7 protein-coding genes are annotated in these 13,338 nt (G+C 67.8%); 3 read left to right on the forward strand and 4 right to left on the reverse strand.

Annotated features, from left to right (window positions below):
- Positions 1–119 precede the first annotated feature (119 nt).
- Entirely contained in the window at positions 120–5,030 is a 4,911-nt protein-coding gene (locus EG850_RS06960) for an ATP-dependent helicase (RefSeq protein WP_124971909.1), read from the forward strand.
- 18 nt (positions 5,031–5,048) lie between these two features.
- Positions 5,049–5,867 (forward strand): DNA-formamidopyrimidine glycosylase family protein, encoded by an 819-nt coding sequence (locus EG850_RS06965; protein ID WP_124971911.1) that lies wholly within the window; start codon positions 5,049–5,051, stop codon positions 5,865–5,867.
- 151 nt (positions 5,868–6,018) lie between these two features.
- Here the strand turns inward: EG850_RS06965 and EG850_RS06970 are convergent, their stop codons facing one another.
- Together EG850_RS06970 and EG850_RS06975 are read right to left on the reverse strand one after the other, a co-directional pair.
- Positions 6,019–7,443 (reverse strand): phosphomannomutase/phosphoglucomutase, encoded by a 1,425-nt coding sequence (locus EG850_RS06970; RefSeq protein WP_124971913.1) that lies wholly within the window; start codon positions 7,441–7,443, stop codon positions 6,019–6,021.
- Between the two features lie 182 nt (positions 7,444–7,625).
- The gene (locus EG850_RS06975) at positions 7,626–7,841 is read right to left on the reverse strand and encodes a DUF3499 family protein (protein WP_124971915.1); all 216 of its coding nucleotides are present in this window, start codon (positions 7,839–7,841) and stop codon (positions 7,626–7,628) included.
- 79 nt (positions 7,842–7,920) lie between these two features.
- On the opposite strand from EG850_RS06975, the gene EG850_RS06980 reads away from it, so the two are divergent.
- The gene (locus EG850_RS06980) at positions 7,921–8,376 is read left to right on the forward strand and encodes a hypothetical protein (protein ID WP_124971917.1); all 456 of its coding nucleotides are present in this window, start codon (positions 7,921–7,923) and stop codon (positions 8,374–8,376) included.
- Positions 8,377–8,462: 86 nt separating this feature from the next.
- On the opposite strand, the gene EG850_RS06985 is transcribed toward EG850_RS06980, so the two are convergent.
- Together EG850_RS06985 and EG850_RS06990 are read right to left on the reverse strand one after the other, a co-directional pair.
- Entirely contained in the window at positions 8,463–10,226 is a 1,764-nt protein-coding gene (locus tag EG850_RS06985; protein WP_124971919.1) for a DUF5719 family protein, read from the reverse strand.
- Complete coding sequence (locus tag EG850_RS06990; protein WP_124971920.1) at positions 10,223–13,204, reverse strand: glycosyltransferase; 2,982 nt, start codon at positions 13,202–13,204, stop codon at positions 10,223–10,225. Before EG850_RS06990 ends, EG850_RS06985 begins: the two co-directional genes overlap by 4 nt.
- Between the last annotated feature and the right edge of the window lie 134 nt (positions 13,205–13,338).

Consider the following 13,338-nt stretch of genomic DNA (forward strand, 5'->3'; position numbering starts at 1 on the left):
GTAGGCGGGCTGAGCGGCGTGGGCGTCAGGCCAGACGCGCAGCCGCTGCGTCGGCGGTACGCAGCCGGTGCGACGGCGGTGCGTCGGCGGTGTCGGGGGCATGTGGTTGGCTTGCGCCTATGACGGATGCGGTGAGCCACGACTCCGCGAGCGCCGCCGAGTTCCCCCAGTTCGGCGAGGCGACGCGCGAGTGGTTTCTTGGCGCATTCGCGGCGCCCACTCGGGTGCAGCGCGAGGCTTGGATGTCGATTGCCGACGGCAAGCACACGCTCGTGGTTGCGCCGACCGGATCCGGTAAGACGCTTGCGGCGTTCTTGTGGGCGATCGACCGGCTCATTCAAGAGCGGGCGGATGCGCAGCCAACGCTGACGGGGTTGGGTGAGGGCGCTTCGAGTGCCTCAGCGCACGGAAATGCAGCCACAGCGCACGGAAATGCAGCCACAGCGCACGGCGGCTCGGCGCGCGAGCCGGGCACGCGCATCCTCTACATTTCGCCGCTCAAGGCGCTCGGTGTTGACGTCGAACGCAACCTCCACGCACCACTCGTCGGCATCCGGCAAACGGCCCTGCGCCTCGGGCTCGACACCCCGAAGATCACCGTCGGCGTGCGCTCGGGCGACACGCCTCCGGCCGAGCGACGCCGCCAGCAAGCATCCCCACCCGATGTGCTCATCACCACCCCCGAATCGCTCTACCTGCTCCTCACCTCGTCGGCGCGCAAGACTCTGCGCAACGTCGAAACGGTCATCATCGACGAGGTGCACGCGGTCGCCGGCACGAAGCGCGGCGCGCACCTGGCCCTCTCACTCGAACGCCTCGACGCCCTCCTCCCCAAACCAGCCCAGCGCATCGGGCTCTCGGCCACCGTGCGTCCTCTCGAGGTCGTCGCGAAGTTCCTCGGCGGGCAAGCTCCCGTGCAGATCGTCGCGCCACCGAGCGAAAAGGCCTTCGACCTCAAGCTTGTCGTGCCTGTCGAAGATCTCAACGACATCGGTATCGCTACACCTCAGCAAGACGACGACATTGTCTTTGGGGATGCATCCCAATCGGTGTCCGAGAACCGCGCCGGTTCGGTCTGGCCGCACCTTGAGGCGGAGATCGTCGATCGGGTGCTCGCGCACCGATCCACCATCGTGTTCGTCAATTCGCGCGGGCTCGCCGAGCGGCTGACCGCCCGGCTTAACGAGCTTTACGAAGGACGGCTCCTCGACGCGCAAGCTTCCAACGATGAGGAGCAGCGCGACGAGTCGGGGATGCCCGCCTCAGCAGCCTCGGCATCCGCAGCCGAGTCGAAATCGGGCATCACGCCACGTCTGGTCAACGCGCAACTCCTCGCGGGATCCGGCGGCTTCGACGGCGCCGCGCCCGAACTTGCCCGCGCCCACCACGGATCGGTCTCGAAAGAAACCCGTGCCGAGGTCGAAGAAGCGCTCAAAGCTGGGCGTCTGCGTTGCGTCGTGGCGACCTCGAGCCTCGAACTCGGCATCGACATGGGCGATGTCGACCTCGTGATCCAGGTCGAGTCGCCGCAGTCAGTCGCGAGCGGCCTGCAGCGACTCGGCCGCGCCGGCCACCAGGTCGGCGAAACCAGCCAAGGTGTGCTGTTGCCGAAGCATCGCGCCGATGTGCTCCACTCTTCGGTTGTCGCCGCCCGAATGCTCGCGGGCTCAATCGAAGCGATCGCCCCCATCGACAACCCCCTCGACGTGCTCGCCCAGCAGACCATCGCTGCCGCCGCCCTCGACCGCTGGCAGGCCGTGGAATGGCTCGCTCTCGTGCACCGCAGCGCCCCCTTCGCCACCCTCTCGCGAGCCCTGCTCGATAGCGTGTTCGACCTCCTCGCCGGCAAGTATCCGAGTGACGAGTTCGCGCATCTGCGCCCCCGCATCCTCTGGGATCGTGAGGCCGACACCTTCGAAGGTCGCCCCGGCGCGCAGCGGCTCGCCGTCACGAGCGGCGGCACCATCCCCGACCGCGGCATGTTCGGCGTCTTCATGCTCACCGGCACCGAAGACGGCCCCGAGGCGAGCGACGACAGCACCGCATCCGCCGGACAGCAGCGCGTCGTCGGCATGCGCGTGGGCGAACTTGACGAAGAGATGGTCTACGAATCGCGCGTCGGCGATGTCATCGCACTCGGTTCGACCTCGTGGCGCATCCGCGAAATCGGAGCAGACCGAGTGCGCGTCGCCCCCGCCTTCGGCGAACCCGGCCGCCTCCCGTTCTGGCGCGGCGATGCGATCGGCCGCCCTGCCGAACTTGGCGAGGCCATCGGCGCCACCACCCGCGAAATTGCCACGACGCAGGCGCTCCCGGCAGAACTTGCCACCATCCTCGACGCAAACGCCGCAAACAACCTCCTCGCCTACATCAGCGAGCAGCGCGAGACCACCGGGCATGTGCCGAGCGACCGCACCCTCGTCGTCGAACGCACTCGGGATGAACTCGGCGATTGGCGGGTCATCTTGCACTCGCCCTACGGTCGCCGCGTACACGCGCCGTGGGCGCTGCTCGTCACTTCGCGGGTGCGCGAACGTTTCGGCCTTGAGGCTTCGGCGATCGCGAACGACGACGGCATCATCGTGCGGGTGCCCGATGTGGATGCTGATCCGCCGGGGGCCGAGCTCTTTGCCTTCGAACGGGATGAGGTCGAGTCGACGGTCACGCGCGAGGTAGGCTCCTCGGCGCTCTTCGCGGCGCGGTTCCGCGAGAACGCGGCGCGGGCGCTGATTCTGCCGAAGCTGCATCCGGGTAAGCGCTCGCCGCTGTGGCAGCAGCGACTGCGCGCGGCGCAATTGCTCGAGGTCGCGCGACGCTACCCCGACTTCCCGATGATTCTCGAGACCGTGCGCGAAGTGCTCCACGATGTCTACGATCTGGATGCGTTTGGCGAGCTGTTGCGCCGCATCGAGACGCGCGAGGTCGTACTCGTTGAGGTGATCACCGAGGCGCCGTCGCCGTTCGCGCGGTCGCTGCTGTTCGGCTATGTCGGCGAGTTCATGTACGAGGGCGACCAGCCACTCGCTGAGCGGCGGGCCGCGGCGCTCGCGCTCGATCCGAACCTGCTTGCCGACCTGCTCGGCGCTACCTCGCTACGCGAGTTGCTTGACCTTGAGGCGATTGCTCAGGTCGAAGCTGAGTTGCAGAAGCTGGCACCCGGGTTTCAGGCGCGCGACCTGGAGGGCGTGGCTGACCTCCTGCGCTTGCTTGGCCCGCTGTCGGTGGCCGAGATTGCCGCGCGGCTCGAGGCCGAGGATGCGGAGGCCGTAGATCCCGACGCCGAGACGATCGCCACCGAACTCGTCGCGCAGAAGCGAGCCCTGCGCATCCGGGTCGCTGGCGAGGAGCGCATTGCGGCAATCGAAGACGCCTCGCGCCTGCGCGATGCGCTCGGCGTGCCGCTGCCGATCGGCGTGCCGAACGCGTTCATCGATCCGGTTGCTGATCCGCTCGGCGACCTCATCGGCCGCTTCGCGCGCACGCACGCGCCATTCACCGTCGAGCAGCTCGCCGCTCGCTTCGCGCTTGGCCAGGCCGTCGTCACCGATGTGCTGCGCCGCCTCGAGCTCGCCAACCGCGTCGTGCATGGCGAGTTCACCCCGGGACGCAGCGGCGAAGAGTGGGTCGACGATCGGGTGCTGCGCCGCATCCGCGCCCGCACGCTCGCGAAGCTGCGGCATGAGGTCGAGCCGGTCTCGCAACTCGCCTACGCGCGCTTCCTCCCCGAGTGGCAACATCTCGACGGCAGCCTGCACGGACTCGACGGGCTCGTCACTGCGATCGACCAATTGCAGGGTGTGCCGATTCCCGCATCCGCCTGGGAATCGCTCGTCTTACCGGCCCGCGTGCGCGACTACTCCCCCGCACTCCTCGACGAATTACTCGCCGCGGGTGAGGTGCGCTGGCATGGGCACGGCGCGATCGGCGGCGCCGACGGCTGGCTCAGTCTGCATCTTGCCGATACCGCTCCACTCACCCTGCCTGCGGCGCTCGAGGATGCGGCGACGCTCTCGCCGCTTGCGACGCGCCTGCTCGAAGTGCTCCGCCGCGGCGGGGCAATGTTCGTGCCCGATCTCGCGCGCGAACTCACCGTCACCGCGGCCTTCGCCGCCTCGGCACACGGCGAAACCGAAGCGGCCACACCAAGCCCCGAGCCATCACTCGACGCGATCGCCGACGCCCTCTGGGAACTTGCCTGGGCGGGGTTCGCGACGACCGATTCACTCGTGCCGATGCGGTCGCTCTTGTCGGGTCCGGCCGGAGGTAACTCTTCCTCGGCTCACCGCGCCGCGCGGCGTCCCGCGCGCGGGCGCCTCTACCGCGGCAAGTTTGGCGGCGAACGGCTCGGCCTGCAGGTGCCGCCGCGGGCCACTGGTCGCTGGTCGGCAACTCATCCGGGCACCGCCGACCCGACGACTCGCGCGCAGGCGCTTGGCGAGCTCTTTCTCGATCGCTACGGGGTGGTCACCCGCGGCACCGTGGATGCGGCGGGCACCGACGGCGGGTTCGCGCACATCTACCGTCTGCTCGCGAAGTTCGAAGAGGCCGGTCAAGCGCGCCGCGGCTACTTCATCGAGCAGCTCGGAGCCGCGCAGTTCTCCACGGCCGGAGCGGTCGACCGGCTACGGCAGGCCGATGATGAGCGGTTCCGCGACGATCCGCCGAGGCTCGCGCGCACCCTCGCGGCAACTGACCCCGCGAACGCCTATGGTGCAGCGTTGCCGTGGCCCGAGCACTCTTCGACCCACCGCCCCGGCCGCAAAGCCGGTGGCCTTGTCACCCTCGTCGACGGCGCGCTCGTGCTCTATGTCGAGCGCGGCGGCAAGACGATGCTCGTGTTCGGCGACGACGAGCAGGTGCAACGCATCGCCGCCCGTTCGCTTGCCGAAACGGTGCGCGCCGCCCGCATCCCGAATCTCGTCGTCGAGAAGGTCAACGGCGACTATGTGCTCGGCACGCCAATCGCGACCTGGATGCAAGAAGCTGGCTTCTCGGCAACGCCCCGGGGTCTGCGGATGCGCACGACATGATTGCGAGGGAGGTTGAGGATGCCTGAGGGCGATTCCGCGTGGCGGGCGGCGCACCACCTGCATCGCGCGCTCGCTGGGCGCACGGTCGACCGCTTTGAATTGCGGATGCCGAATCTCGCGGTGAAAGACCTGCGCGGGGCGCACATTCACGGTGCCGAAGCGCGCGGCAAACACATGCTGCTGCGCATCGACGACTACACGGTGCACTCCCATTTCGGGATGGACGGCTCCTGGCGGCTTGTGCCGCCACCGGGCTCGCAGGCGCGGCCAGGCAGGCGCGGGCCGACCGTCGCGTGGCCGGCCGAGCACCGCATCCGGGCAATTGTTGGCACGGATGCGGTCATAGCGCTCGGCATTGATCTCGCGCGGCTGGAACTCTGGCCCACCGCCGATGAGCACGAGCATCTGGGGTACCTCGGGCCCGACCTCCTCGCCGAGGAACCCGATCTTGCAGAAGCCGCGCGGCGCATCCTCGCGGAGCCGACGCGACCGATCACCGGGGCGCTACTTGACCAGCGCAATGTGGCGGGGCTCGGCAATGAGTATGTGACCGAGATGTGCTTCATTCGCGGGGTGCTGCCGACGCGGTCGGTGGCGGAGGCTGGCGAGGTGCACGAGTGGCTTGAACTCGGTCGCCGCTTGCTACTCGCAAACCGCGACCGAGTGGAACGCACGTTCACGGGCAATCTGCGCGACCGCAATTGGGTGTTCAGTCGCGGCGGTGAACCGTGCAAGCGGTGTGGCACGACGATTCTCGAGGGCAAGCACGACTCGGGGTCGCGGCAACGGGGCGCGCAGTGGCGCGACTCAACCTGGTGCCCGAGTTGTCAAGGGTGATCTCGATCCGCGCATCGCGCTACTCGACCAACCAATCTTCCAGAGCTGGTGGGCCTCGATACGCTTCGCTACTCGACCAACCAAATTGAAAGCTTGGTTGGTCGAGTAGCCGGAGCGAAGCGCAGGTGTATCGAGACCCCGCCCACACCGCCTAATCCTGACGAATCAGCGCCAGCGCCGCATCCCGCACCCGCGCCATCGTCTCCGCATCAGCCGCCTCAACGTTCAACCGCAACAGCGGCTCAGTGTTCGACGGACGCACATTCGCCCACCACCACTCGCGGCCACCAAACGAGAACGTCAAGCCATCGAGCTCATCCACCGAAGTGTCGGCACCCCACGCCGAAACCAGCCGCTCGTACGCCGCCGGCACATCCTCGACGACCGAATTGATCTCGCCCGAAGCGACATACGGCGTCTGCTCGGCAGCAATCTCCGACACGCGCCGCGACGCCGAACCCACCTCGGCAAGCACGTGCATCGCCGCAAGCAGACCGTTATCGGCACCCCAGAAGTCCCGGAAGTAGTAGTGCGCCGAGTGCTCGCCACCAAACACCGCACCGGTGCGCGCCATCTCGGCCTTGATCAGCGAGTGGCCAACGCGGGTGCGCACCGGGTTCGCGCCGAGCTGCTCAATCGTCTCGACCACGTGACGCGAGGTGAGCAGGTTGTGGATGATGTACGCATCCTCGTCGCCCGCGCGCGCAATCTCGCGGGCCGCAACGATCGCGCACACCGCCGAGGGCGACACCGCGCCGCCGCGCTCGTCAACGACGAAGCAACGGTCGGCATCGCCATCAAAGGCGAGACCGAGGTCGGCGTCTTCAGCAACCACGCGCTGCTGCAGGTCAACGAGGTTCTTCGGGTCAAGCGGGTTCGCTTCGTGGTTCGGGAAGTTGCCGTCGGGCTCGAAGTACATCGGCACGATCTCGATCGGCAGTTTCGGCAGCCCCGCCTCGCGGCCAAGCACCGCCGGCACCGTGAGTCCGCCCATACCGTTACCGGCGTCAACGACGATCTTGAGCGGACGAATCGCCGAGAGATCGACGAGCGAACGCAGGTACTGCGCGTAGTCGCTGAGCACGTCGAGGGTCGACTCCCCCGCATCCTCAAGCGGCTCAATGCCCTCGTGCAGGTAGACCGCCGCACGGTCACGAATCGCCGACAGGCCAGTGTCGAACGAGATGCCCTGGGCGCCGGCGCGCGAAATCTTGATGCCGTTGTAGGCCGCGGGGTTGTGGGATGCGGTGAACATGGCAGCGGCCGCGTTGCGGACGCCCGAGGCGTAGTAGTTCATGTCGGTCGAGCAGAGGCCAAGCATGACCGGATGCGCGCCGCGCGTGCGAGCGCCGCGCGCGAAGGCCGCAGCGAAGCCGGGCGACGAGTCGCGCATATCGTGACCGATCACGATTTCGGCACCCGCGAGGCCGAGCTCGTCAGCGGTCGCAGCACCGAGGGCGGTGACGAGCGGCTCGGTCATGGTTTCGCCCACGAGCCCGCGCACGTCATAGTTCTTGACGATTGCGTTGAGGTCACCGGATGCGGCGGGATCTGCCGCGGGAATCGGGGTAGTCATAACCCTCGATGCTAGTCGCGAGCGTGCTTCGAGTGCCTCAGCACGCGGGTTGATGCTGATGAACTGGTGCGTGAGGGGCCTCGATACGCGGCTACGCCGCTACTCGACCAACCAATCTTTCTGGGCGGGTGGGCCTCGATACGCTGCGCTACTCGACCAACCAGTCCTCCAGGGTGCGCGAGTCAGTCGCGCGGGGCGCCGATCGGCACGGGCTTGATCAGCGTCCAGCCTGCGGGCACGCTCGTCTTCGCGGCGTGCAATTCGCAGAGGTCGTAGCTGTGCGGTTCGGCGCGATAGGCAAGCGGGCCGAGCGCCGCCATCCGATCGGTGTAGTCGAAGGTGAGCGTGTAGGCCGCACGCCGCGAGCACGTCACTCGACAGCAGGGGCGAGTTCTCATGCCGCTCACGATAGCCCCGCAAGCCGCCCCTGCCCTGCTGCCGCGCGGGAACGCCAAGATGCGGCGTAAGCTGGCCGGTATGCCCCGTTCACGTCGTCAAGTCGCGAGCAGCCGGCGATCGCGCGGTTCGCGCAGTCGGCACGGCCGCGAATTGCGTTCGAGCGCAGCGGGTCCGTTCCTGCCACAGCTCACCGGCCGCATCCCGCGCTTCATGCAATCGGTGGCCGAAACGCTCGGCTACCTGCAGGCCATCGCGCCCGAACTCATGGCCGATGTGCGCATCTCGGTCGCGCCGATGCCGGCGAGCGACCAGCATCGCGATGGCATGGATCGCTGGCAGATTCGGCCACCGAACGAGGTCATCCTCTACCGAGTGCCGATCGAGCGCCTCGCGCGATTGTCACTCTCGAGCCAGGCCGACCAGCCCCGCTACCGCGAGTATGTGGAGCGCACGGTGGTCATGGCCGTGAGCGAGTTGCTCGATGGGCGTCTCGACGAGTTCTTGACCCGCGATTTCTGGGGCGACGAGTCATAGAAGCGACTCGCGACTTCCCCTCATCCGAGTGACCGCCGCTCAAGTTGAGTGGCGGTCACTGCGTTTAGCGAATCACGCGCCCGCGCCTAGCGGAACACCGTCACCGGTTCGGCATCCGGGTTACCGGTGAGCACCGGGATGCTCGCAAACTTGGCATTGCTCGTCACGTGTAGCGCCGCGTACATGCCAACGGCACCCTCGATCGTCGCCTCGCCAGCCGCCACGTCGACCGACACCGCGCCATGTGCTGGGATGCGATGGGTCGCGCCATTGACCACGATGTCGCGTGCTTCATCAGTCGGGTTCGCAATCGACAAGCGCGGTGCATCCCCCGCCGGCACCGGCACGACCTCGCGGTCGCGCATCGGGTTCGGGGCGGCGAGGGAGGCGAACTCGGTCGCATCAATCGGTGCCACGCGTCCACTTGCGACAATTGGCACATCGGAGTCAAAGCGCACGGTGTAGATGCCCTCGGGCACGGCGCCGAGCGGGAAGTTCACGACCTTGCCGGGTTCGAGTTCGAGATCGAGCTCGTGCGCGATCGCACCATCGGCAGTGATCAGCTGCATGGTCGCCTGCGCCACTCGTTCGCCCGTGTTGAGCACCCGCACGCTCGTGCCGAGGCGGGTCGGGTCGGTCTCGTCAACGTTTGGCCGGTTTGCGATCCACATGCCGGGGAGCACCTGCGTCGTCGCCGGAAGCGCCGTCGGGCCCGTCACTTCGATGCCGACGGGCTGCAGCGTTGAGGTGATCGTTTCGTGGAGGAATGCCGCGACGGTCGACCCGGTCGCGGTGATCTTCAATGTGATGGCCGCAAGGTCGGGCGCGATACCCGCAAGGCTCACCTGCTGGTGGCCACCCTCGGGAATCACCATCTCTGGGATACCCGGGCTGATCGCGCCGGAAGGTCCGTACGCCTCGAAGTTCACGCGTGCGGGCGCGGCCCCGGGGTTCACGATGTCGAGCACGAGCGTGTGACCGAGTTCGGTGGATCCGGCCGAGAGCCACTGCGTTGGCGCGGGTTGGATGCAATTGGTCATCGTGTAGCCGCGGGTCTTGTCGGTCGCAATGTCGATTGCTTGCGCGATGCTTGCGCTAGTGGCTTCGCCGTCGGATGCGGGGAAGACGTAACTGCTCGGGCCCTGCTCGCCGATGGGCGTGGCAGATGCGGTCGGTCCCACGGTCGTGACGGTCGGCTGGCCGACCGGCACGGCTTGGCCGGCGACGTTGGTGAGGCCGAGCTGCTGGAGCGGTCCGGCGCAGACACGCACCTGGTCGCCAGCGAGGGGCTGCACTTCCATGCCCTGCGGGGTGATGCTCAGGCTCGGGAGCGGCATCCAGCCCAGGGCCCACACGGTGCCAGCGACGACGCCGAGACCGGCGATGGTGCCGACGGTGCGGTTGACGGCGTTGATCGTGGCGCTGCGACGGCGGTCGGCGGCGGCGCTGCGGCGGCGCTTACGGGCTGCGGTGGAACCGACGGGCCGGCGGCGATCGTGTGCCGCGAGCGGTTCGGCGGGCAGATCGTTGGTCGGCCGCTCACTGGGGGCCTCGTCAGGCCGCTCGCTGAGGTCTTCGTCGGGCCGCTCGCTGAGGTCCTCGAAGTGCGCGGCGTCTTCGACGGGCAGGGGCGCTTCGAGAGCCTCAGCGCGCGCATCCGCCTCAGCGTGCCGCTCGCTGAGGTCCTCGAAGTGCGCGGCATCCTCAGCCGGCAGCGGCGCTTCGAGAGCCTCAGCGCTCGGGGTTGCCTCAGCGCGCGAAGTCTCCTCGACCGACTGCTCACTGAGGTTCTCGGCGTGTGCGGCATCCTCCGCATGTGCGTCGGCGTCGTCGCGTCGTTCTTCGGTCATCGGGCCACCTCCGAAGTCTCCTGTCCGGTGACTTCACCGGTGGCCGCATCCGAATACACATCGACCGATTCTTGGTCGACGCCGTACTTCACGCGCCGACGTCGGTTACCCCGGTCAAGGTTCTCCCAACGCTCGGTCTCCACCATCGACGCCGCTCGCGCCCGCGAGGCGAGTCCACCCGTCGGCAGCGCAAGCAACAGCACGAAACCGAGCAACGCAGTCTGCACGAGCAGCATGAGCCGACCAAACGCATCCTGCCAATTCGTGACGCTGAGCTGAGTCGCGATGTTCGGATCAGTCGGCTGCTCAGCCGCATTGACCACCTGGAAGAGCGAACCGAAACCGCTGATGTCACTCACGGTCTGCACGGCCTGGTTCGTCGACAGCGCCGTCACCATGCGCTGCTCGAGGGCCGCACCACCGGCCGAGGCCGGCTGCACGAGCACGAAACCAATACCGAGTTCGTGCAACATCGCGGTCGGGTTCGTCGAGCCGCTCGAAAGGAAGCCGACGGCGAGCTGCGCGAGTTGCGCGCTGCGCTCAGTGGCGCCCGGGTTCGTTGAGGCGAGCGTCGAGATCTGGTCGAGCTTCTGGCCCGAACCGCGTTCGAGACGAACCTGCATCGTGTGTCCGTCGAGCGGCGTCACCACGAGCGTGCCGAGCTTCGTCGCGGCGCGACCCTGCGCATCCACGAGTGCCGGCAGGGTACGACCATCGGATGCGGCGACCTGCGCGAGTCCGTTGTATTGCGCCGGCGCGATGGGCACGATCACGAGCACCGCGGCGATGAGCGCGAGCGCGGTGAGCGGTGCGCGCAGGGGTCCGATGTTGGCGGCACCCGCAACGGCCGCGACGAGGAGACCGAATAGTGCCAGTGATTGCGCGGGAGCGACATAGAGCGGCACAGCCACGCCGCCGACTGCGGCCACGGCGATGCCACCGGCAACCCCGGCGGTGACGGCGCCGAGGGCGAACATCACGAAGCCGGCAAGCGCGAGCCGCCAGCCACTGCTGAGCAGGCCCACGATCGCAAGCACCACGAGCGGCAGCAACAGGATCGCCAGCACGAGCCACACATCGACCGAGCCGAGGCCGAGCGTGCGCAAGAACTCCGGCCACCCACCGAGGCGCTCATCGGGCAGACCAAAGACGGTGTGCCAGCCGCGCGTCGGGGTGACCGCGACCGGCAGGCTCGGGTCGGCGAGCACGGCGAAGGGGCGGCCACGGTTGATCTGCGTGATGATGAGCGGCAGGAACATCGCGGCGGCCGGCACCGGCAAGAAGATCTGTCGCACCCAGCCGCGGCCCGAGCGAATGAGCGCGAGCACCCAGATCACGAGGAGCGCCGGGAGCAGCATCGGCGAGCACGCGGCGATCGCGACACCGAGGAGCGAGGCGGCGGCGGCCGCGGCCCAGCTGCGCGAGGCCATGAATCCGGCGACGACGAGCCAGGGCAACAGGATGTGCACGAGCACGGCACCGAGGCGGCCGTCGGCGAGGGCGACGAAGAGTGTCGGCGACAGCCCCCACACGAGCGCGGCGAAGGCACGCACCCAGGCGCGGCGGGTGAAGCGGGCGACCGCGAACCAGGCGCCGACCGTGGCAATCGGCAGCGCCAAGAACCAAATGATCGTGATGATGAGGCTCGGCTGCCAGAAGGTGAGCGTGCCAAGCACGGCGAGCAAGAACTGGAAGGGGTCGGCCACCCCGATGCCGCCGCCGGTGTCACGCAGGCCGTAGCCCGTGTTCGCCCAGAGTTCGCCAATCGAACTCGACAGCGGTAGCAGCGCACCGCCAGCAATGACACCGGTACCAATGAGCGGGAAGAGCAGAATCACTGAAGCGATGAGCGCGATGAGGAGCACCCAGCCGCCACCGCCGGTAATGAAGTTGTAGCGGTCGCGGCCCTGTTGCAAGAGCGCTCGCTGTTCATCCCGCAGCCCCGCCTGCATCTTGCGCCACTCAGGTCGCGAGATGCGCAACCGGTCGAGTGCTGAGAGCGGCTGCTTGCGGGTCGCGGCGAATTGGCGGCGGGCACGGGCCGCGCGGGTGCGACCAAACATCACGGTGAGTGCGGCGCGCAGGTCGGGCAGGATGCGGCCGGGCTGCTTCCGGAGCAGGTGCATCACCGCGCGGCCAACGACGGCCGGCAGCATGAGTAGCCACCGCACGACGAACTCGAATGAGTTTGACCAGGAAAGCTGTCGGTGCAGTTCGGCGGTGCGCGTGAGTCGGTAGCGCTGCAGTGAGCGGGTGCGTCGGCCCCATTGCGAGGTGCCGGGGGCGTCGAGACCGAGCGACTCGACTCGAGCATCCGGGGTAAGCAGTACGCGACCATCGCTGAGCCAGGTGCGCACGCTAAAGTCGAGCGATTCGTCGACGGCGCTCAGGCCCGAGTCGAAGCCGCCGAGCCGGTGCCAGGTTTCGCGGCGTACGAGCATGCCTTCGGGCGCGACAGCGAGCACATCGCTGAGTGACTCAAACTGGCCCTGGTCGAGTGCATCCTGGTGCAATTCGACAGCGGTGCCGGTGCGGGTGACCGAGCGGCCATATTCGACGAGCTGGCTCGGATCGTCAGGGTTGATGAGCTTCGGGCCGGTGACCTCGAGCGAGGGGTTGCGTTCGGCGGTGTCGAGCAGCGCCGCGAGCGCTTCTGGCTCGGCGACATTGTCGGCACCGAGCAGCCAGTACCAATCGTTCGGCGGGTCACCCTCGGTCGCTTCGACCAGCGTCTCGGCGAGTTCGTACTCTTCAATGGCGGCAGTGACTGCATCGCCGAAGGAGCTATCGGCATCGACCGTGACGAGGAGGTCAGGTTCGGCGGCCCGCATCACCGCGAGCGTCTCGTCGCGCGACTTGATGTGCACCATCACAGTTGCATTGGGGCGCACTGTTTGCGCCCCCAACCCGGCGATGGTGCGCTCGAGCTGGGTGGCGGCATTGTGTGCCACGACAATGGCGGTGACTCTAGGACGCATCGCCTGAATGGTAGTTCGGGCCGCTAGACGGACCTGGATTCACCCCGGCGCGCCCGCAAGTACGGGCCGGGTGGTCAAAGAACATGTGATTCTGCTCAGTTGATCGAGCCCGGCGTCACTTGGAGTGGTGTGGT

It is taken from the genome of Gulosibacter macacae (assembly GCF_003865375.1).
GTDB classification, from domain to species: domain Bacteria; phylum Actinomycetota; class Actinomycetes; order Actinomycetales; family Microbacteriaceae; genus Gulosibacter; species Gulosibacter macacae.

Excerpts from the sequence above, each read along its gene's own strand:
- EG850_RS06960 (WP_124971909.1), top strand. The coding sequence starts at position 120 with ATGACGGATGCGGTGAGCCACGACTCCGCGAGCGCCGCCGAGTTCCCC.
- EG850_RS06965 (WP_124971911.1), top strand. The coding sequence starts at position 5,049 with ATGCCTGAGGGCGATTCCGCGTGGCGGGCGGCGCACCACCTGCATCGC.
- EG850_RS06970 (WP_124971913.1), bottom strand. The coding sequence starts at position 7,443 with ATGACTACCCCGATTCCCGCGGCAGATCCCGCCGCATCCGGTGACCTC.
- EG850_RS06975 (WP_124971915.1), bottom strand. The coding sequence starts at position 7,841 with ATGAGAACTCGCCCCTGCTGTCGAGTGACGTGCTCGCGGCGTGCGGCC.
- EG850_RS06980 (WP_124971917.1), top strand. The coding sequence starts at position 7,921 with ATGCCCCGTTCACGTCGTCAAGTCGCGAGCAGCCGGCGATCGCGCGGT.
- EG850_RS06985 (WP_124971919.1), bottom strand. The coding sequence starts at position 10,226 with ATGACCGAAGAACGACGCGACGACGCCGACGCACATGCGGAGGATGCC.
- EG850_RS06990 (WP_124971920.1), bottom strand. The coding sequence starts at position 13,204 with ATGCGTCCTAGAGTCACCGCCATTGTCGTGGCACACAATGCCGCCACC.